This window comes from Corynebacterium sp., assembly GCF_012838985.1.
GTDB lineage: Bacteria > Actinomycetota > Actinomycetes > Mycobacteriales > Mycobacteriaceae > Corynebacterium.
In genome coordinates, this window is sequence record NZ_DUOE01000109.1 from 1 (window position 1) to 19,485 (window position 19,485).

Consider the following 19,485-nt stretch of genomic DNA (forward strand, 5'->3'; position numbering starts at 1 on the left):
ACGAGGGCTGGGCCGTCGGCGGCCTGCTCGTCGACGAGGTCCTGCTGGCCACCGGCCACGCCGCCACCTGGCCCGGCTCCCTGGAGCACGCCGACCTGCCGGTGCCCGTCGTCATGCCGTACCCGGCCTCGAATCTGCAGGCCATCGGCCCTCAGGACCGCGTGCTCGTACGCGGTGCCGCGCTGACCTTCATCGACGTCATCCGCGCGTGCGATCCGGAGGTGTTCATCCCCGTCACCCGCACGGGCCGCCTCATGGAGGTCAAGCCCGAGTTCGACGGGGTGGAGGCCGACGACATCATCGCCGCCGGGAAGGCCCTGCTTATCGACGCCCCCGACATCGCCGCCCTCGTCGATGCCCTGGCCGTCACCGCGCGCCGCCTCCTCGAGCGCGCCGGCCGGGACGGCGATGTCGACGCCGTGCTCGCCGGCACCGACCGCGACGACCCGGACGCCGCCTGGGCCGTCGGCCTGGCGTGGCGTGAGTGCTACACGGCCATCGTCGGGCGTGCCTCCTACGACGGCCGCGACAGTCTCGCGGGCTTCGGGGAGCTGTGCCGCCGCCTCGAGCGCGTCGCGTTCGGCCCGCCGCCCGAGAGCGTGGCCCACCTGGAGCAGCTCGTCGAGTCCGGGAAGGTCGACCTCACCCACCTGGGCCGCGGCAACGAGGACCTCGCCGACCTCGTCCGCGAGCTCGACGTCACGGTCGTCATCGACGCGGTCATCCCGCCGCCCGGCGTCGTCGACGGCACCCTCGAGGCCTGGCTCGTCGATGAGGGCCTGGCGCGCGTGCGCCCCGGTACCCGCGGCCTCGACGTGGCCCCCGACGGCACGGTCGTCGGCCAGACGAACCTCGCCGCGGTGGGACGCATGACCGAGGACGTCGTCCTGGGCAACGACACCCTCTCCCGCACCCTCCACGACGTCATCCCGCGCTGGGCCCGCCGCCTCGTGCCCGGACCCGACCACGTCCACGGCATCCCGCCGCTGACCGCCCGTCTCGAGCCGTGGGCCGCCGAGCTCACCACCGACCCCGCCCGGTGCCGCTCCCTGCTCGAGGAGTTCGGCAGCCCCGTCAACGTCCTCGACCCCGGGCCGATGCTGGCCAACGTCACCGAACTGGTCGACGCCGGTGCCTCCTGCGGCATCGACACCCGCATCTTCTTCGCCCGCAAGGCCAACAAGGGCCTCGTGTTCGTCGACACCGTCCGGGACGCGGGCCACGGCGTCGACGTCGCCAGCGAGCGCGAACTCTCCCAGGTACTGGGTCGCGGCGTGCCCGGCGAGCGCATCATCCTCTCCGCCGCCATCAAGCCGGACCGCCTGCTGGAGCTGGCCATCGCCAACGGCGTGACCATCTCCGCCGACTCCCGGGCCGAACTGGCCCGCATCTCGCGGCTGGCGGGGGAGCGCACCGCCCACGTCGCCCCGCGCGTCGCCCCCGACCCTGACCTTCTCCCGCCGACCCGCTTCGGTGAGCGCGTCGAGCAGTGGGCCGAGATCGGCCAGGTCCCGGGCGTGGAGATCGTCGGCCTCCACGTCCATCTCCACGGCTACTCCGCCGCCGACCGCGCGACCGCCCTGCGCGAGTGCTGCCGCCTCGTCGACCTGCTTATCGACGCCGGCCACCACCCCACCTTCATCGACCTCGGCGGCGGCGTCCCCATGAGCTACCTCGACGACGCGGAGCAGTGGCGCGACTACCACGCCGCCCGCGACGCCATGGTCGACGGCTACGCCCGGCCCTTCACGTGGAAGGCCGACCCGCTGGACACCACCTACCCCTTCCACCAGTCCCCGGTGCGCGGGGAGTGGCTGAAGGACGTGCTGTCCGGGGGAGTGGCGGAGATGCTCCGCGAGCGCAGCCTGCGTCTGCACCTCGAGCCGGGCCGCAGCCTGCTCGACGGGTGCGGCGTCATCCTGGCGGAGGTGGCCTTCGTCAAGGAGCGTTCCGACGGTCTGCCCCTTGTCGGGCTGGCCATGAACCGCACCCAGTGCCGCACCACCTCCGACGACTACCTCATCGACCCGCTTCTGGTCACCGACCGCACGACAGGCGAGGAGGTGGAGGCGTTCCTCGTCGGCGCCTACTGCATCGAGGACGAGCTCATCCTGCGCCGCCGCATCCGCTTCCCGTACGGTGTGGAGCCGGGCGACGTCATCGCCATCCCCAACGCCGCCGGCTACTTCATGCACATCCTCGAGAGCGCCTCGCACCAGATCCCGCTGGCGAAGAACGTGGTGTACCCCGGCACGCTCGACGACATCGACCGTTAACGGCCTCGCGGGCGGTCCAGCTGCCGCTCGAAGGCCGCAAGGTGGCGCTGCGAGCCGTCGATGAGGAACTGGAGCAGCTCCCGCAGCTCCGTGTCATCCTCCGGGGTGGCAGCCAGGTCGTTCTCGAGCTCCGTGATGTCCCAGGTCTCGAAGTCGACGCCCACCTGGTACGCCGCGGTCTCGCTTTCCAGGCCGCGGGCGAGGAGGTCGTCGTACAGCTCCTGCAGCTCCGGGTCGGTGAACTCGCCCGGCACCCTGGTGCGGGGATCGTCGGTACCGGCGGCGTCGAGCACACGGAGCACGGCGTCCTGGTGGCCGACCTCCCCGCGGGTGATGTTGGAGAACACCTGCGTGCCGTAGTTCTCGTCGAAGGCGGTGTAGAGGTCATGGGCGACCTTCTCCTCCTCGATGAGGCGCTGGAGGAGGGCGTCGCGGTCGTCGGTGTCAGCGGCCTCGGTGGCCTCGGTGGCCTCGGTGGTCACGGACGTGTCGGTGGTGGTCTCGGGCGTGTCGGTGCACGCGCCCAGCGCGAGGGCGGGGACGAGCACGAGGGCGGGGAGCAGTGTGGTTCTCATATCCGGTGCAACACCGCCCGGGCCGCAAAAATTACCACCGGGGTATGCGGGGCTACAATGAGCGCGACAGGGCCTCGGCCGCGTCCGTGAGGGCCGCGCCCCACTTCTCCGCGGGGTGGGGGCGCAGGCGTTCCGACGGCCCGGACACGGAGAGCACCGCGACGAAGCGCCCGGCGGGGGTGAACACCGGGGCGGACAGGGAGGCGAGCCCCACCTCGCGCTCGGCCACCGACTCACTGACGCGCTCGGCCTCGACGCGCGCGAGATCGGAAGGATCGAAGGTGACGTCGGGGAGGATGGCGTCGCGAAGCTGGGGTGAGCCGAAGGCGAGGAACACCTTGGCGGCCGAGCCGGAGGTGAGTGCCAGCTGGGAGCCGACGGGGACGGTGTTCTGCAGGCCGACGGGCGGTTCCTGGGCGGCCACGCACGTGCGGGAGGTGCCGGTGAGCTGGTAGAGCTGCACAGATTCGCCGGTGGTGTCCACGAGGGCGGCCATGATGGGGCGGGCGGCGTCGAGAAGCTGGTCGCGGCTGCCCGTGCCCAGGGAGGTGAGGGCGGGGCCGGTGGTCCAGCGGCCGTCCTCGCCGCGGGCGAGGATGCGGTGGGTCTCCAGGGCGGTGGCCAGGCGGTGGGCGGTGGCGCGCGGCAGTCCGGTGGTCTCGCAGAGCTCGGTGAGCGAGAGAGGATGCGGGGCGACGGCCATCATGATCGCGACCGAACGATCCAGCACCTTGATGCCTGACACTGCGCTATACTGTCCCATACCACGATACTAACATCTCACCCAGTGAGATTTACACAGATGGAAAGGTGGCATCCATGGCCGAGAAGCTGACGCTGGCCGAGAAGGTGTGGAACGACCATATTGTCGCGAAGGGCGAGAACGGCGAACCCGATCTCCTCTACATTGACCTGCAGCTCCTGCACGAGGTGACCTCCCCGCAGGCCTTCGACGGACTGCGCCTGGCCGGCCGTAAGCTGCGCCGCCCGGACCTGCACCTGGCCACCGAGGACCACAACGTCCCCACCGAGGGCATCCAGACCGGCTCCCTCCTGGAGATCAAGGAGGCCACCTCCCGCACGCAGGTCGAGACCCTGCGCAAGAACTGCGAGGAGTTCGGCATCCGCCTGCACCCCATGGGTGACGTCAAGCAGGGCATCGTCCACACCGTCGGCCCGCAGCTCGGTGCCACCCAGCCGGGCATGACCATCGTCTGCGGTGACTCCCACACCTCCACCCACGGTGCCTTCGGTTCCATCGCCATGGGCATCGGCACCTCCGAGGTCGAGCACGTCATGGCCACCCAGACGCTGCCGCTCAAGCCGTTCAAGACCATGGCCATCGAGGTCTCCGGCGAGCTGCAGCCGGGCGTCACCGCCAAGGACCTCATCCTGGCGATCATCGCCAAGATCGGCACCGGCGGCGGCCAGGGCCACATCATCGAGTACCGCGGCGAGGCCATCGAGAAGCTCTCGATGGAGGCCCGCATGACCATCTGCAACATGTCCATCGAGGCCGGTGCCCGCGCCGGCATGGTCGCCCCCGACCAGAAGACCTTCGACTACGTCGAGGGCCGCGAGTTCGCCCCGAAGGGCGCCGACTGGGACGCCGCCGTCGAGTACTGGAAGACCCTGCCGACCGACGAGGGCGCCGAGTTCGACACCGTCGTCGAGATCGACGGCTCCGCGCTCACCCCGTTCGTCACCTGGGGCACCAACCCGGGCCAGGGCCTGCCGCTGTCCGCGAACGTCCCGGACCCGGAGGACTTCACCAACGAGGCCGACAAGGCCGCCGCGGAGAAGGCACTGGCCTACATGGACCTCACCCCGGGCACCCCGCTGCGGGACATCAGGATCGACACCGTCTTCCTGGGCTCCTGCACCAACGCCCGCATCGAGGACCTGCGCGCCGCTGCCGAGGTCGTCGAGGGCCGCACCATCGCCCCGGACACCCGCATGCTCGTCGTCCCGTCCTCGACGCTGGTCAAGCAGCAGGCCGAGGAGGAGGGGCTGGACAAGATCTTCACCGACTTCGGCGCCGAGTGGCGCACCGCCGGCTGCTCCATGTGCCTGGGCATGAACCCGGACCAGCTGGCCCCGGGCGAGCGCTCCGCCTCCACCTCGAACCGTAACTTCGAGGGCCGGCAGGGCCCGGGCGGCCGCACCCACCTGGTGTCCCCGCCGGTCGCCGCCGCCACCGCCGTCCTCGGCCACCTGGCTTCCCCCGCAGACCTCTGACCACGCCGACCACCAAGGAGATAAAAACAGTGGAGAAGTTCACCACCCACACCGGCGTCGGCGTCCCGCTGACCCGCTCGAACGTCGACACCGACCAGATCATCCCCGCCGTCTACCTCAAGCGCGTCACCCGCACGGGCTTCGATGACGGCCTGTTCGCCGAGTGGCGCAAGGACGATTCCTTCGTCCTCAACCAGGAGCCCTACCGCAACGGCTCCGTGCTGGTCGCCGGCCCCGACTTCGGCACCGGCTCCTCCCGTGAGCACGCCGTCTGGGCCCTCATGGACTACGGCTTCCGCGTCGTGCTGTCCCCGCGCTTCGCCGACATCTTCCGCGGCAACTCCGGCAAGGCCGGCCTGCTGGCCGCCCAGATGGAGGAGGCCGATATCGAGCTGCTGTGGAAGCAGCTCGAGGCTGAGCCGGGCCTGGAGATCACCGTCGACCTCGAGTCCCGCACCGTCACCGCCGGCGAGAACACCTACCAGTTCTCCGTCGACGACTACACCCGCTGGCGCCTCATGGAGGGCCTCGACGACATCGGCCTGACCCTGCGCGACGAGCAGGCCATCACCGACTACGAGGCGAAGCGCCCCGTGTACAAGCCGACCATCACCGCGGAGGTGTGAGTCATGTCCGACAACCGTTTCGACGAGGGAATCCGCATCCGCCGCGAGGTCATGGGCGACGATTTCGTCGACGCCGCCCTGACCCGCAACGCCGGCACCGACGGCGAGGACCTGCAGCACCACATCACCGCCACCGTCTGGGGTTCGGTGTGGACCCGCGAGGGCCTGTCCAAGCGTGACCGCAGCCTGCTCAACATCGGCATGCTCGTCGCCCTGCGCGCGACCGAGGAACTGCGCGGACATGTCCGCGGCGGCCTGCGTAACGGCCTGACCCGCGAGGAGATCACCGAGGCGATCATCCACGCCTCCGGCTACTGCGGCGCACCGGCCGCCCTCTCCGCGATGAAGGTCGCCCAGGAGGTGCTCGTCGCCGAGCTGGGCCCTATTTCGCCGGAAGCGGACTAGTCAGGTAGTCAGCACCCGTCAGCTGTCCGTCGTTGAAGGACAGCACCCACACGGACGCCTTCTTCGCCTTGATCTCATCGAGCGGGAGGCGTCCGTTCGCGCTCAACCAGGCGATCATCCCCGGGATCGCCTCCCCCTGGGAGACGACGACGGAGGTGCCGCCGGCGTCGATGAGCTCCCGGAAACGCCGCTGGCAGGCGACCTGGTTCTCCAGCCACGCCTCATCGCCGAAGAGCTTGTCGACGACCACCTCCAGCCCCAGCTCATCCGCCAGGGGAGCAGCCGTCGACTGGCAGCGGTCGGGCTCCGCGGAGTACACGGCCACCGGCTTGTAGGGCAGCAGCATGGGCACGAGCATCTCCGCCTGGCGGCGTCCCTTCTTGTCCAGCGGACGCAGGGAGTCGTCGCCGTCCCAGTTGCGGCGCTGGTGTGCCCGACCGTGCCGGATGTAGAGCACCCGGGAGGTGGCGGGCAGGCGGAAACGCTTCTCCGCCTTGTCCAGCACGAGGCGGTCGACCTCGTAGGAGAGCAGGGCACGGGCCTCCGCGATGGGCAGCCAGCGCAGCTCGTCGACCTCGCCGTTGGGGGTGAACTCACCGCCGAGGACCTCCCCGGTCCAGTAGTAGACCACCTTGGTGCGGTTCTGGACGGGGTAGGTCACCTTGCCCAGCAGCTTGCCCAGGCGGATCTCGAAGCCGGTCTCCTCGAGGATCTCGCGGGCCGCGGTCGTCGGCAGTGACTCGCCCGGATCGACCTTGCCCTTGGCCAGGGACCAGTCGTCGTAGGCGGGGCGGTGGATCAGCGCCACCTCGACGTTGTCCAGGTCGGAGAGGTCACCGCGCCACAGGACGGCTCCCGCGGCGAGCATCGCGCGGCGGAACTGTTTGGCCGGATCCGCGGGGATGACCTGGTGACGGCCGTTGACGAGCAACTCCGGAACCTGATCCTTGTCCACCTCGTGCGGCCTGTTCTTCTTCGCCATGTTTCTCCTCGGACCTCGGTTGCGGATGGGGTTCCCCTCATTTTCACCCACCTCCGGCTGATTCGCAGCACCAACCCATCCTTTAAGCTGGTTTGCAAACGAAAGAAAGTGGAGGAGCAGCGCGTGGTCAACGTAGCGATCATGGGTGCCGGATCCTGGGGTACCACCCTGGCGAAGGTCTTCGCCGACGCCGGCAACATCGTCACCCTCTGGGCCCGGCGCCCGGAGCTGGCCGAACAGATCCGCACCACCCGGACCAACCCGGACTATCTGCCGGACATCCGCCTGCCCGACTCCGTGGTCGCCACCTCCTCCGCCGAGGAGGCCCTCGACTGCGCCACCATCGTCGTCTTCGCCGTGCCGAGCCAGACGATGCGCGACAACCTCACCGCCTGGACGCCGCTGCTGCCGGCGGACTCGACGCTGGTGAGCATCTCCAAGGGCGTGGAGACCGGCACGCACCTGCGCATGAGCGAGGTCATCGCCGAGATCACCGGCGCCGACCCGACCCGCATCGCCGTGCTCTCCGGTCCGAACCTGGCCCGGGAGATCGCCGAGGAGCAGCCGGCCGCCACCGTCATCGCGTGCGTCGACGAGAACCGCGCCAAGCTGGTGCAGGCCGCCGTCGCCACGCCCTACCTGCGCCCCTACACCAACACCGACGTCGTCGGCGTGGAGCTGGGCGGCGCCTGCAAGAACGTCATCGCCCTGGCCTGCGGCGTGGCCACCGGCCTCGGCTTCGGTGAGAACACCCTGGCCACCATCATCACCCGCGGCCTGGCGGAGATCTCCCGCCTGGGGGCGGCCCTCGGCGCGGACCAGCGCACCTTCTCGGGCCTGGCCGGTCTGGGCGACCTGGTGGCCACGTGCAGCTCCCCGCTGTCGCGTAACCGTTCCTTCGGTGTGCGTCTCGGCGAGGGCGGCACCCTGGAGGAGGCGAAGAAGGCCACCCACGGGCAGGTCGCCGAGGGCGTGATCTCCTCGAACTCGGTGTTCCAGCTGGCCGAGGCGAACAAGGTGGAGATGCCCATCACGCAGGCCGTGTACGCCGTGTGCCACCGCGGACTGGACGTGCGGGACATGATCGCGGCACTGATGGGCCGGTCCCGGAAGGCGGAGTGACCGCGCGGTAGGCTTCCTGCCTATGGAACAGCGCATCACAGTGGGGGTCGTCTACGGCGGCCGCAGCACCGAACATGAGATCTCCTGCGTGTCCGCAGGAGCGGTCATGAGTCACCTCGACCCGGAGAAGTACGAGGTCGTCCCGATCGGCATCACGAAGGACGGCATGTGGACCGTCGGTGAGTCCGATCCGGGCCGTCTGCAGATCCGGGAGGGGGAGCTGCCGAGCGTCGGGGAGGGGGAGGAACTCGCACTGTCGCTGGACCCGGACGACAACGGCCTCATCCTCAACCTGGACTCCGGTCAGCCGCACGCACGCATCGACGTGCTCTTCCCGGTGCTCCACGGCCCCTACGGTGAGGACGGCACCATCCAGGGCATGCTCGAACTCATCGGTCTGCCCTACGTCGGCGCGGGTGTGCTCGCCTCCGCGTGCGGCATGGACAAGGAGTTCACCAAGAAGCTCGCCGCCGCCGAGGGGCTGCCCATCACGGCGGAGCTCATCCTGCGGGACGGGGAGACGGACATCGCGGACGTCGAGAAGCAGCGCCTGGGGCTCCCGGTGTTCGTGAAGCCGGCACGCGGTGGTTCCTCCATCGGCGTGTCCCGGGTGACCGACTGGGCGGATCTCCCGGCGGCCATCGGGGTGGCGCGTGAGTCCGACGACAAGGTCATCATCGAGGCGGAGATCGTCGGTTCCGAGGTCGAGGTTGGTGTCCTGGAGTACCCGGACGGCACGCTCGTGGCCTCCGTCCCGGCGAAGCTCAACGGCACCGGCGACTCGGAGGAGGGATTCTACGGTTTCGAGACGAAGTACCTCGACGACGTAGTCACCCCGACCATTCCGGCGCCCTTCCCCGACGAGGTCAACGACCACATCCGGGAACTGGCCGTGCGCACCTTCCGGGCGCTGAACTGCCAGGGCCTCTCGCGCGTGGACTTCTTCCTCACGGACGAGGGCCCCGTGCTCAACGAGATCAACACGATGCCCGGCTTCACGCCGATCTCGATGTACCCGCAGATGTTCGCCGCCTCCGGCGTCCCCTACGAGGAGCTTCTCGACGTCCTCGTGACTACTGCTCTGCAGTCTCCGCGGCGATGACCCGTCCCAGGCGGACCAGGACCTCGCTGCTGACGTCCTGCGGGGCGCTCACGGCGATGTCGGTCTCCCGGCCCAGCGCGAACCAGGTGGCGGCGGTGGTGCCGGTGGCGAGGATGGTGTCCTCGAACCAGACGATGTCGTCGACCTGGTTGAGCTGGATGCCCGGCTCGTAGTTCTCCGGCGGGGCGACGCCGCAGCGCAGGACGACCGGCTCCCGGCCGTTCGCGATCCAGGCGACCGTGTCCGCCTCAGGCACCTCGGTGCGCTGGTAGTCGTCGTCGGCGATGGTGTCCGGCAGGGCCTCCAGGAAGTCACCGCACACCTCGGGGGCACCGCCCTCAGCGGCCGTCAGCTGCGAGAGCGGGGCCGGGAAGGGCTCGTGGTCGGCGGCCGGCAGACCGGAGACGGCCTCCGAGAGCGCGGAGACCGGCTCGTCGTGGCGGCCCAGGGACTCCCCGTCAGCGGTGACCGCGACGATCTGCTCCCGGTCGACGGTGTACCAGGTCTGCAGGGTGGAGCCCGGGGTGGCGTCCGTGATGCGCAGCCACTCGACGCCGTCGACGGTCTCGGTGGGGGCGTAGGGGGTGTACTGCAGGGGCAGGTCGACGCCGCAGCGCAGGGTCACGCGCTCCACGGAGCTGGAGGACCAGGCGGCGACCCCGTCCGGGGCGGGCTCGAGGATCTCGGCGCGGTCGTGGCCGATGAGCTTGTCGGGGAGGGTCTCCAGGAAGGCCGTGCACTCGGGGGAGTCGGCGAGAGGGGCGGGCAGGTCACTCATCGGCACGGGCTGCTTCGCCGCCCGCTCGAACACAACCTTCGCACCGACGACGACACCGAGGACCAGTGCCACCGCCAGAACCAGGGAGAGATAGATGGCGGTCCGGCTGGAACGGCTAGTTTGGATAGCGGAGCTCATGAATCTGAAGTCTATCGAAAGGGTCGGCGTGACCAGCTTTCCCGCCCGCTATTCGGGCCCGACACTCGGTGAGGTGGGTGAACACCGCGCCATCGAGGAGATCGTCGCGGCGGCCCCGTCGCGACGCAACGGCGATGACGCGGCCGTCCTCAACCACGCCTCCCCGAACTCCCGGGCGGTGGCCACGACCGACATGCTCGTCGAGGGCCGTCATTTCCGGGTCGACTGGTCCACCCCGGAGGAGATCGGCCGCAAGTCGATCGTGCAGAACTTCGCGGACATCGAGGCCATGGGAGCCCGCCCGATCGCGGCACTCCTCGCCGTCTCCGCCCCGCCGGACACGCCGGTGTCCTACCTGCGCGGCATCGCCGCCGGCATCCACCAGAAGGTGGGGGAGTACTCGGCGGAACTGGTCGGCGGTGACCTCACCTCCGGCAACGACCTCGTCCTCTCGGTCACGGCGATCGGCTCCCTGGGCGGCTCCCGCCCCGAACTGACCCTCGACCGGGCCCGTCCCGGGCAGCGCGTCGTCGCGCACGGACAGATCGGCTGGTCCGCCGCCGGCCTGGCGCTGCTGGAGCGTTTCGGCCGTGACCTGCGCCGCATCCCGGAGCACCTCATCCCGCTCCTCGACGCCCACTTCACCCCCCGCCTCAACCCCGGGCGTGGTGTCGTGGCCCGCGCCACCGGCGCAACCTGCATGACCGACAACTCCGACGGCCTCATCGTCGACCTGTCCACCATCGCCCGCCGTTCGTCCGTGAGCATCGACCTGCACTCCGCGGACATCACGCCGCCGCCGATCATCTACGAGGCCGCCGAGATCCTCGACGCCGACCCCTGGGAGTGGGTCCTCACCGGCGGGGAGGACCACACCCTCCTGGCCACCACCGCCGGGGAACCGCCCTCCGGCTTCCGCGTCATCGGGCGTGTCGGCCGCGGCGAGGGAGTCACCATCGACGGCCAGCCCCCGCGCTACGGACACGGGTGGGTGAGCTTCTGATGGCCCTCCCCGTCCATGAGTCGTGGCAGCCGGTGCTGGCGGGCGTCGAGAAGCAGATCCACGACCTGGGGGACTTCCTCCGCGCCGAACCCGCCTTCCTGCCCCGCGGCAACGACATCCTCCGCGCCTTCCAGGACCCCTTCGAGGACGTGAAGGTGCTCATCGTGGGGCAGGACCCGTACCCCACGCCCGGGCATGCGATGGGACTGAGCTTCTCGACGCACCCCGGCGTCTGCCCCCTCCCACGCAGCCTCGGCAACATCTACCGGGAGCTGCACACGGACCTCGGGCTGCCGGTCGCCGAGGACGGCGATCTCACCCCGTGGGCGCGGCAGGGTGTGCTCCTGCTCAACAGGGTCCTCACCGTGCGTCCCGGCAAGCCCGCCTCGCACCGCGGCAAGGGCTGGGAGATCGTCACCGAGACCGCCATCCGCGCCTTGGCGGAACGCGACGCCCCGCTCGTGGCGATCCTGTGGGGACGCGACGCACAGACCGCCGCCCGCTTCCTCGGCGACACGCCGCGGATCGAGTCCCCGCACCCCTCCCCGCTGTCCGCGTCCCGGGGATTCTTCGGCTCCCGCCCCTTTTCGCGGGCGAATGAGCTCCTCGTGTCGGCGGGGGCCGAACCGGTGGACTGGCGGCTGTAGACTACGGCCTTATGTCCCATCCGCGTGAGCTAGACGGCAGCCGACTCCACGACTGGGCGACCCGTGCCGTCGCCGAGCTGTCCGCCCGCCGCGCGGAGATCAACGCCCTCAACGTCTTCCCCGTCCCCGACGCCGACACCGGCTCCAACATGGCCCACACGATGGAGGCCGCCCTCGCCGAGGTGGAGAAACTCACCGGGGACCCCGACGCCGCCGCCGTCACCGGCGCCCTGGCCGTGGGCAGCGTCCGCGGGGCACGCGGCAACTCCGGCCTCGTCCTCAGCCAGGTGCTGCGGGCCGTGGCCGACTCCGCCTCCCACGGCCGCGTCGACGGGAGCAGCATCGCCCGCTCGCTCATCCTCGCGGTCCAGCTCGTCGACCGGGCGATCGCGGAACCGGTGGAGGGAACGGTCATCACCGTCCTGCGGGCCGCGGCCGTCGCCGCCGAGTCCTGCGACGCCGCCGGGGGAACCCTGCACCAGGTGGTCACCGCCGCCGTCGAGGCCGCCCGCACCGCCCTGGCGAACACCCCCTCCCAGCTGGACGTCCTCCGTGAGGCAGGGGTCGTCGACGCCGGCGGCACCGGCTTCCTCGTCCTCCTGGAGACCCTCCTCGCGGAGATCGAGGGCACGGCCGTCCACGAGACCACCGCGGTCACCCCGGCCATGCCCACCGCCGACCTCGAGGTCACGTTCTTCTTCTCCGGCGACCTGGACCTCCTGCAGTCCCGCATCAGCCCCCTCGGCGACAGCCTCGTCATCGCCCGCGCCGACGACACCTCCGGCCGCGTCCACATCCACTCCCGCGACGCCGGCCGTGTCATCGAGACCTCCTACGCCACCGGCCAGGTCAGTGACCTGCGCCTCGAGGTGCTTCCCGACGCCCCCCGGGTCGACGCCCCCCGCCGCGTCATCGTCGCCGTCACCCCGCCCGGCTCCGTCGCCGAGCTCTACCGCGAGGCCGGCGCCATCGTCGTAGCGCCGGGCGAGGACGTCGTCTCCCGGATCCTCTCGCAGGTCCGCTCCTCCCGCGCCCAGGAACTCATCCTCCTGCCCAACGGACTGCTCGACCGCCGCCAGCTCGTCTCCGTGGAGCGCGCCACCCACGCCTTCGAGCAGACCTTCATCATCGTGCCCACCGGCCGCCTCATCACGGGGATCGCCGCCCTCAGCGTCCACGACGCCGACGCCCCCATCGGCGTCGCCGCCTACACCATGACCGAGGCCGCCGCCTCCATGCGCACCGACATCATCCCCACCACCCTCAACGGCTCCGTCGAGGACGCCGTCTCCGGGGTGTGCCGCGACATGCTCGCCACCGGCGGTGAGCACGTCATCCTGCTGACGGGGACGGGGACGGAGGTGGACGTCGAGAAGCTCACCACGGACCTCGGCGTCGACGTCCTCGCCTTCCCCGCCGACGGGCTGGGACACCTCGTGGAGATCGGGGTCGAGTAGACGTGCTCGGCTGGAGCGACGACCGACCGCTCACGGAGGTCCTCCCCAAGAAGGAGGCCACCGCCCTGCGCAAGGCTTTCGGCTACACCACCTGCATGGACCTCCTGCAGCACACACCCCGCGCCTGGTCCCGCCACGGCTCCGACGTGCTCGCCGACGACGCCGTCGAAGGCGACATGATCACCTGCGTAGGCAGCGTCCTCGACGTCAACGTCTTCCAGCGAGACAAGACGCACATCACCCGCGTCACCATCACCGACGGCCACAACCGCTTCACCGCGTCCTTCTTCAACTCCCGCTGGCTGCCCAAGGTCCTCACCCCCGGCAGACGCGCCATGTTCTCCGGCAAGCTGAACTTCTACCGCGGCACCCCGCAGCTCCAGCACCCGGACTTCCTCGTCCTGCCCGGACCGGGGGAGAAGATGACAGGCTCCGGCTCCCTCAAAACCATCGCCCTCTACGGCGACCCCGACGAACTCTTCGACGGCCTCGACCACATCCCCATCTACCCCGCCCGCGCCGCCCTGGCCTCCTGGCGCATCATGGCCGCCATCCGCCACATCCTCGCCACCCTCGACCCCGTCCCGGAACCCCTAGGCGAGGTCCCCGAAGGCCTGGTCAGCTTCGACGACGCCCTCCGCGGCGTCCATTTCCCCGGACCCGAGGGCCCCGAACCCCACCTCGAACGCCTCAAGTACAACGAGGCGCTCACCCTGGGGCTGGTCATGGCGCTGCGCCGCCTCGACACCCTCCGCCGCGACGCACCCCCCATGCCACCGCGTGACGACGCCCACCGCGCCGGGCTGCTCGGAGCCCTGCCCTATGAACTCACGTCCGGGCAGCTCGACGTCATCGCCGAGATCACCCGGGACCTCGCGGCCGGCGACCCCATGAGCCGCCTCCTCCAGGGTGAGGTCGGCTCCGGCAAGACGGTCGTCTCGCTGGTCGCCATGCTGCAGGCCGTCGACGCCGGCCACCAGTGCGCCCTGCTGGCACCCACCGAGGTGCTCGCCCTCCAGCACGCACGCACCCTCACCGCCCTGCTCACCGACGCCGGCCTCCCCGTCTCCGTCGTCCCCCTCACCGGCTCGATGCCCGTCCCCGTCAAGAGACAGGCACTGCTCGACATCGTCTCAGGCCAGGCCGACATCGTCGTGGGCACCCACGCGATCATCCAGGACACCGTCGAGTTCTTCGACCTGGGGCTGGTCGTCGTCGATGAGCAGCACCGCTTCGGCGTGGAACAGCGCGCCCGCCTGCGCTCCAAGGGCCGCGACGGGATGACCCCGCACCTGCTCGTCATGACCGCCACCCCCATTCCCCGCACCATCGCCATGACCGTCTTCGGCGACCTCGCGGTGTCCACCCTGCGGGAGCTGCCCGGCGGACGCCAGCCCATCGAGTCCTTCGTCGTACCCGAGCACAAGCCGACCTGGGTCCGCCGCGCCATCCTCCGTATCGGCGAGGAGGTCGTGGCCGGGAGGCAGGCCTATGTCGTCTGCCCCCGCATCGAGGGCCCCGGTGGTGTCCTTGAGGTGTTCGAGACCCTCGGACAGGGCCCGTTCCGCGACTTCCACGTCGGCTACCTCCACGGCCGCATGCCCGCGGAGGAGAAGGACCTCATGATGCGGCGCTTCGCCTCCGGGGAGGTGCAGATCCTCGTGTCCACCACGGTCATCGAGGTCGGCGTCGACGTCCCCAACGCCACCGTCATGCTCATCCGCGAGTCCGAGATGTTCGGCGTCTCCCAGCTGCACCAGCTGCGTGGCCGCGTCGGCCGTGGCGGACACTCCTCCCTGTGCATCTTCCACACCCTCGCCGAACCCGACTCCGAGGCCGACCTCCGCATCCACGCCGTCGCCGGGACCGCTGACGGTTTCGCCCTCGCCGAACTCGACCTCATGCACCGCCAGGAGGGTGACGTCCTGGGCACCAGCCAGTCCGGCTCCGCCCGCACCGTGCGCCTGCTCAACCTCCTGCAGGACTACGCGATCATCGACCGCGCCACCGGTGACGCCGCCGCCCTCGTGCAGCGGCACCCGCTGCTCGCCCAGCGACTCGTCCTGGAGATCGACCGGGTGGACCGTGAGTTCCTGGAGAAAAGCTAGTCTGTAGGGCATGGATATCTGCGCCCCCTTCGCCGGCATCGTGCGTTTCCACGTGTCGGCCGGCGACCCCGTCGACACCGGCGACCCGCTCGCCACCGTCGAGGCCGTCAAACTCGAGGCCCCGGTGCTCGCACCCGGCCCCGGCACCGTCACCTCCCTCGCCGTCGAGGACTTCAGCGACGTGCTCGGCGGCGACCTGCTCCTGGAGGTCAGCGAGTGACCCGCATCATCTCCGGAGAGGCCCGCGGCCGGAAGATCAAGGTGCCGCCGACCGGCACCCGTCCCACCTCCGACCGCGCCCGTGAGGGACTCTTCTCCTCCCTGCAGGTGCGCTTCGGCTTCACCGACGCCCGCGTCCTCGACCTCTTCGCCGGTTCCGGGGCACTCGGCCTGGAGGCTGCCTCCCGCGGTGCCTCCGAGGTCGTCCTCGTCGAGAACAACCCCGCCGCGGTGAAGATCATCGAGCACAACGCGGGCGTCGTGAAGCACCCCAACGTACGCATCGAGGAGATGAAGGCGTCGACCTACCTCGCCCACGCACCACGTGACTACTTCGACATGGTGCTGGCGGACCCGCCGTACGAGCTCACGGATGAGGCCGTCGTCGAGATGCTCGAGGCCCTGCGCCCCACGCTCGTCGACGGCGCCGCGGTGGTCATCGAACGTCACGTCGCCTCCCCAGAGACGGCGTGGCCCGCCGACTTCGTGCCCACCACCCAGAAACTGAAGAAGCGCACCTACGGCACCGCCCGCATGGACATGGCCGTGTTCCACCGAGAGGACTCCTGAATGAAAGCCGTCTGCCCCGGTTCCTTCGACCCGGTGACCATGGGTCACCTCGACATCTTCACCCGGGCGGCCAGCCACTTCGACGAGGTCGTCGTGCTGGTCACCGCCAACCCCAACAAGCACTCCGGCCTCTTCACCATTGAGGAGCGGATGGACCTCATCCGTGAGGCCACCGCCCACGTGCCGAACATCAGCGTCGACTGGTGGGGTGGCCTGCTCGTCGACTACACCAACGAGCACGGCATCTCCGCCCTGGTCAAGGGTCTGCGCACCGCGCTGGACTACGAGTACGAGCTGCCCATGGCGCAGATGAACCGCCGTCTGTCGGGCATCGACACCTTCTTCCTCCTCACCGACGAGAAGTACGGCTACATCTCCTCCTCGCTGTGCAAGGAGGTCGCCAGGTACGGCGGCGACATCTCCGGCCTGCTGCCCGAGCAGGTCGTGGATGCGGTGAAGGAGAAGTACGCGAAGCCGGGGGAGTAGTCTGAGCCGGTGCTCGAACTTCTGCTGATTCTCCTCATCGTCCTGGTCGGATCCGCACTGCAGCGGATCTCCGGGATGGGGCTCGGCCTCGTCGCCGGCCCGGTGCTCGCCGTGACGATGGGCCCCGTCGAGGGCATCCTCGTGGTCAACGTGCTGGCCTTCCTCAACGCCGCCGCGACGACGGCCACCGTCCGGGAGTACGTCGACTGGAGGAAGTTCTCCCTCATCGCCTCCGTGCTCATCCTGGGGGCAGTCCCCGGTGCGCTGCTCGTGCGGGAGGTCTCGCCCTCGCTGCTGCAGGCGATCGTCGGTGCCCTCCTGCTGCTGGCTCTGGCGGTGACGACGTTCGGGCAGAAGCGCATCCCGCAGGTCACCGGCAACGTCCCGGCGGTGGTGGCCGGCATCGCGGGTGGGTTCATGAACACCCTCGCCGGTATCGCGGGTCCCGCGATCACCGTGTACGCGCAGGCCTCACGGTGGGCGCAGCAGTCCTTCGCTGCCACGTTGCAGCCGATCTTCATGGTCGCTGGTGCGATCTCCTTCGGAATCAAGATCCTCATGGGGGCGGGGTCACTGTCGGACACCGACTGGCTCGTGTGGCCGGTCGGCATCGTCGGCATGGCGCTCGGCCTGTGGATCGGCGTCCGTCTGAGCACCAAGGTCCCCCGACCACGGGCACGCACCCTCGCCCTCCTGCTGGCCACCGCCGGTGGAGTCACCGCGCTGGTCCGCGGCATCAGCGGCCTCGTTTAGGCGGCGGCGCCGCTCCTGCGCCTCCTGCCGGGCGCGCTCGTTGCGGGCGTCACGGCGTTGCACGAAGGTCTGCACCCACCGGCGGTTCTCCGGTGTGAGCGGACCGTCGGAGCGGTTCTCCACGTAGGAGCCGTCCGCGAAGAGGAAGATCGCGTTGCCGGTCACCGGGCAGATGATGTAGCGGAAGTGCCCCGCGGTCTTGAGATTGTGGTGGGTGCGGCACAGCTTCCGCAGGTTCCGGGCGGTGGTGGGGCCGCCGTCGGCGTGGTTGACCACGTGGTCGTTGTCGCAGAACTCGCCGGGCTCATCGCAGCAGGGGAATCCGCATTCATCATCGAATCCTTCCACGCAGGCCTCTATGTCCTCCGGCGTGGAGTAGCTCTTGCTGACCTTCCCATAGATCTCATCCATGTCCCGGATGGTGGCCGCCTTCGCCTCCCATTCGGCCGCCCGTTGTGGACTGAGCCAGCCGGCGCGTGGCATGTAGGTCGGGGCTCCGGGGACGTCGTGCGCGCGGTAGACGTTGACGTTCACCTTCACCCCCTCGTCCTCGCCGGTGACCAGCAGGGCATGTGCCTCGGCGAGGCCGATGCCCCGGCGGGCGGCCAGCGCCCGCACCCGCTTCTCGACGACCGCCGCCATCGCCACGTCCATCCGCGCGGAGAGATCCGCGGTGCCGTCGTCGTTGAACTGCATGTGGTACGTGAGCTGCGGAAACTCCGCGTCCTCCTCGTCGGTGGCGATGGAGGCGTCGAGTTCGACGACCATCGCCCGGATTCGTCTGGTGATCGCCTTCGGGGACGGCAGCGGCTGGTTGGCCCGCGTGGGGCTGAGGAAGGCGGTGATCTGTTCGTCGAGGAGCGGGAAGTACTGCCGGTCAGCCAGAGCAAGGGCGGACTCGATGGCGCGCAGACGCTTCATGTCGAGGTGGTGGAGTTTCTCGACGAGCTCCCGCAGACGGGGCAGCTCATCGAGCGTGGCCATGGCGAAGAGATTCTTCTCGATGATCCACCGGGACAGGCCCGTGGACCGGACGAGAGGGGCGTAGACGGCCTCACTGTCGAGCTGTTCGTCGACGCGTGAGGCCAGGGTGCGCCACAGGTGGTGGTTGGCACGGGTGACGGCGTTGGCTGTCACCGCCAGGGGGTCGTAGGGGTTGTTGACGGTGAAGTAGTGGGGGATCAGGCTCACCTCCGCAGGTGTCGCTAGAGTGTTCGATCCGCACTCTAGAACGCCACCCCGACATGAGCACCCCCGGGGGTGGGAAAGTGGGTCTCTACCTGCGGCTATCCGCGTCCCAGGTAGGGCATTCCTGCGGCAGTCACGGTCACTTGGTCAACGCTCACATCCGCCGGCATCGCGGCCACGGCGACCAGCAGACGGGCGGCCTCGGAAGCGTCGAACATGGGCTCCGAGCCGGTGAAGGAACCCAGCAGGGCGGTCCGGGCGTTGCCGATGTCCAGCTCGGTGGCGGTGATGCCGTAGGGGCGGCCGTCGAGGGCCGTGGAGACCGTCAGGCTCGCCACCGCAGCCTTGGAGGCGGCGTAGGCGCCCACCCCCGGGCGCGGCGAGTGGCCCGCGATGGAACCGTTGTTGATGATGCGCCCGCCACCGTTGTCCGCCATCCACGCGAAAGCCTGCTGCGTGCACAGGAACGTGCCGGTGATGTTCGTCTCGAAGGTGCGGCGCCACTCGGCAGGGTCGATGGTGTGCAGCTCCCCGGTGGGCCCGGGCACTCCGGCGTTGTTGACCAGCAGATCCAGGCGGCCGTGCCACCCGGTCACCTCGGCGAAGGCGTCCGCGACGCTGGCCTCGTCACTGACGTCACAGACGACGACCAGCGCGTCCCCGATGTCCGTGGCCGTCTCCTCCAGCGTCTCCCGCGTGCGGCCCAGCAGGGCCACCGCCCATCCGTCACGCCCCAGCGCCCGGGCGAACATCCGCCCGAGGCCACCGCCGGCACCGGTCACAACAGCTACCTTCTTGTCCATACGTCCATC

19 protein-coding genes are annotated in these 19,485 nt (G+C 69.9%); 14 read left to right on the forward strand and 5 right to left on the reverse strand.

Annotation, left to right across the window (positions count from 1 at the left end):
• Positions 1 to 2,276, forward strand: a 2,276-nt coding sequence (locus GXZ33_RS06295; RefSeq protein ID WP_291340000.1) for a diaminopimelate decarboxylase, incomplete at its 5' end; no start/stop codon positions are given.
• On the opposite strand, the gene GXZ33_RS06300 is transcribed toward GXZ33_RS06295, so the two are convergent.
• A complete protein-coding gene (locus tag GXZ33_RS06300) occupies positions 2,273 to 2,851 on the reverse strand; it encodes a DUF2202 domain-containing protein (protein WP_291340001.1) in 579 nt (192 codons plus the stop codon). The two genes, GXZ33_RS06295 and GXZ33_RS06300, sit on opposite strands and share 4 nt — an antisense overlap.
• A 52-nt stretch (positions 2,852 to 2,903) precedes the next feature.
• On the reverse strand, positions 2,904 to 3,614 hold the full coding sequence (locus GXZ33_RS06305; RefSeq protein WP_273043307.1) for an IclR family transcriptional regulator: 711 nt from the start codon (positions 3,612 to 3,614) through the stop codon (positions 2,904 to 2,906).
• A 56-nt stretch (positions 3,615 to 3,670) separates the two neighbouring features.
• On the opposite strand from GXZ33_RS06305, the gene leuC reads away from it, so the two are divergent.
• The 3 genes from leuC to GXZ33_RS06320 are packed head-to-tail and all read left to right on the forward strand — an operon-like array spanning position 3,671 to position 6,120.
• Positions 3,671 to 5,089 carry a 3-isopropylmalate dehydratase large subunit gene (leuC, locus tag GXZ33_RS06310; protein WP_291340002.1) on the forward strand — a complete coding sequence of 473 codons (1,419 nt, stop codon included), beginning with the start codon at positions 3,671 to 3,673 and terminating at the stop codon, positions 5,087 to 5,089.
• 29 nt (positions 5,090 to 5,118) lie between these two features.
• Positions 5,119 to 5,715 carry a 3-isopropylmalate dehydratase small subunit gene (leuD, locus tag GXZ33_RS06315; RefSeq protein ID WP_291340003.1) on the forward strand — a complete coding sequence of 199 codons (597 nt, stop codon included), beginning with the start codon at positions 5,119 to 5,121 and terminating at the stop codon, positions 5,713 to 5,715.
• Between the two features lie 3 nt (positions 5,716 to 5,718).
• Positions 5,719 to 6,120, forward strand: a complete 402-nt coding sequence (locus GXZ33_RS06320) for a carboxymuconolactone decarboxylase family protein (RefSeq protein WP_040085700.1) — start codon at positions 5,719 to 5,721, stop codon at positions 6,118 to 6,120.
• Here the strand turns inward: GXZ33_RS06320 and GXZ33_RS06325 are convergent.
• Positions 6,098 to 7,102: a bifunctional NUDIX hydrolase/histidine phosphatase family protein gene (locus GXZ33_RS06325; RefSeq protein ID WP_291340004.1), complete on the reverse strand. Its 1,005-nt coding sequence runs from the start codon at positions 7,100 to 7,102 to the stop codon at positions 6,098 to 6,100. The two genes, GXZ33_RS06320 and GXZ33_RS06325, sit on opposite strands and share 23 nt — an antisense overlap.
• A gap of 123 nt (positions 7,103 to 7,225) precedes the next feature.
• Between GXZ33_RS06325 and GXZ33_RS06330 the strand changes: the two genes are divergently transcribed.
• Both GXZ33_RS06330 and GXZ33_RS06335 read left to right on the forward strand, forming a co-directional pair.
• Positions 7,226 to 8,224: an NAD(P)H-dependent glycerol-3-phosphate dehydrogenase gene (locus GXZ33_RS06330; RefSeq protein ID WP_291340005.1), complete on the forward strand. Its 999-nt coding sequence runs from the start codon at positions 7,226 to 7,228 to the stop codon at positions 8,222 to 8,224.
• Between the two features lie 22 nt (positions 8,225 to 8,246).
• Positions 8,247 to 9,326 (forward strand): D-alanine--D-alanine ligase family protein, encoded by a 1,080-nt coding sequence (locus GXZ33_RS06335; protein WP_291340006.1) that lies wholly within the window; start codon positions 8,247 to 8,249, stop codon positions 9,324 to 9,326.
• Here the strand turns inward: GXZ33_RS06335 and GXZ33_RS06340 are convergent.
• Complete coding sequence (locus GXZ33_RS06340; RefSeq protein ID WP_291340007.1) at positions 9,298 to 10,242, reverse strand: DUF3515 domain-containing protein; 945 nt, start codon at positions 10,240 to 10,242, stop codon at positions 9,298 to 9,300. The two genes, GXZ33_RS06335 and GXZ33_RS06340, sit on opposite strands and share 29 nt — an antisense overlap.
• On the opposite strand from GXZ33_RS06340, the gene GXZ33_RS06345 reads away from it, so the two are divergent.
• From GXZ33_RS06345 to GXZ33_RS06380, 8 genes are read left to right on the forward strand one after another with little or no spacing between them, the layout of a single operon-like run.
• Positions 10,241 to 11,245, forward strand: coding sequence for a thiamine-phosphate kinase (locus GXZ33_RS06345; RefSeq protein ID WP_291340008.1), 1,005 nt, complete (start codon positions 10,241 to 10,243; stop codon positions 11,243 to 11,245). The two genes, GXZ33_RS06340 and GXZ33_RS06345, sit on opposite strands and share 2 nt — an antisense overlap.
• Positions 11,245 to 11,892 carry a uracil-DNA glycosylase gene (locus GXZ33_RS06350; RefSeq protein WP_291340009.1) on the forward strand — a complete coding sequence of 216 codons (648 nt, stop codon included), beginning with the start codon at positions 11,245 to 11,247 and terminating at the stop codon, positions 11,890 to 11,892. Before GXZ33_RS06345 ends, GXZ33_RS06350 begins: the two co-directional genes overlap by 1 nt.
• An 11-nt stretch (positions 11,893 to 11,903) precedes the next feature.
• The gene (locus GXZ33_RS06355) at positions 11,904 to 13,349 is read left to right on the forward strand and encodes a DAK2 domain-containing protein (RefSeq protein ID WP_291340010.1); all 1,446 of its coding nucleotides are present in this window, start codon (positions 11,904 to 11,906) and stop codon (positions 13,347 to 13,349) included.
• A gap of 2 nt (positions 13,350 to 13,351) precedes the next feature.
• Complete coding sequence (locus tag GXZ33_RS06360; RefSeq protein ID WP_291340011.1) at positions 13,352 to 15,457, forward strand: ATP-dependent DNA helicase RecG; 2,106 nt, start codon at positions 13,352 to 13,354, stop codon at positions 15,455 to 15,457.
• A 10-nt stretch (positions 15,458 to 15,467) separates the two neighbouring features.
• Positions 15,468 to 15,677 (forward strand): biotin/lipoyl-containing protein, encoded by a 210-nt coding sequence (locus tag GXZ33_RS06365; protein ID WP_291340012.1) that lies wholly within the window; start codon positions 15,468 to 15,470, stop codon positions 15,675 to 15,677.
• Complete coding sequence (rsmD, locus tag GXZ33_RS06370) at positions 15,674 to 16,246, forward strand: 16S rRNA (guanine(966)-N(2))-methyltransferase RsmD (protein ID WP_291340013.1); 573 nt, start codon at positions 15,674 to 15,676, stop codon at positions 16,244 to 16,246. The genes GXZ33_RS06365 and rsmD overlap by 4 nt, the downstream gene beginning before the upstream one ends.
• A complete protein-coding gene (gene coaD, locus GXZ33_RS06375; protein WP_291340014.1) occupies positions 16,247 to 16,732 on the forward strand; it encodes a pantetheine-phosphate adenylyltransferase in 486 nt (161 codons plus the stop codon).
• A gap of 9 nt (positions 16,733 to 16,741) precedes the next feature.
• Positions 16,742 to 17,485, forward strand: coding sequence for a sulfite exporter TauE/SafE family protein (locus tag GXZ33_RS06380; RefSeq protein ID WP_291340015.1), 744 nt, complete (start codon positions 16,742 to 16,744; stop codon positions 17,483 to 17,485).
• A 1,286-nt stretch (positions 17,486 to 18,771) separates the two neighbouring features.
• Here the strand turns inward: GXZ33_RS06380 and GXZ33_RS06385 are convergent.
• On the reverse strand, positions 18,772 to 19,476 hold the full coding sequence (locus GXZ33_RS06385) for an SDR family NAD(P)-dependent oxidoreductase (protein ID WP_291340016.1): 705 nt from the start codon (positions 19,474 to 19,476) through the stop codon (positions 18,772 to 18,774).
• Between the last annotated feature and the right edge of the window lie 9 nt (positions 19,477 to 19,485).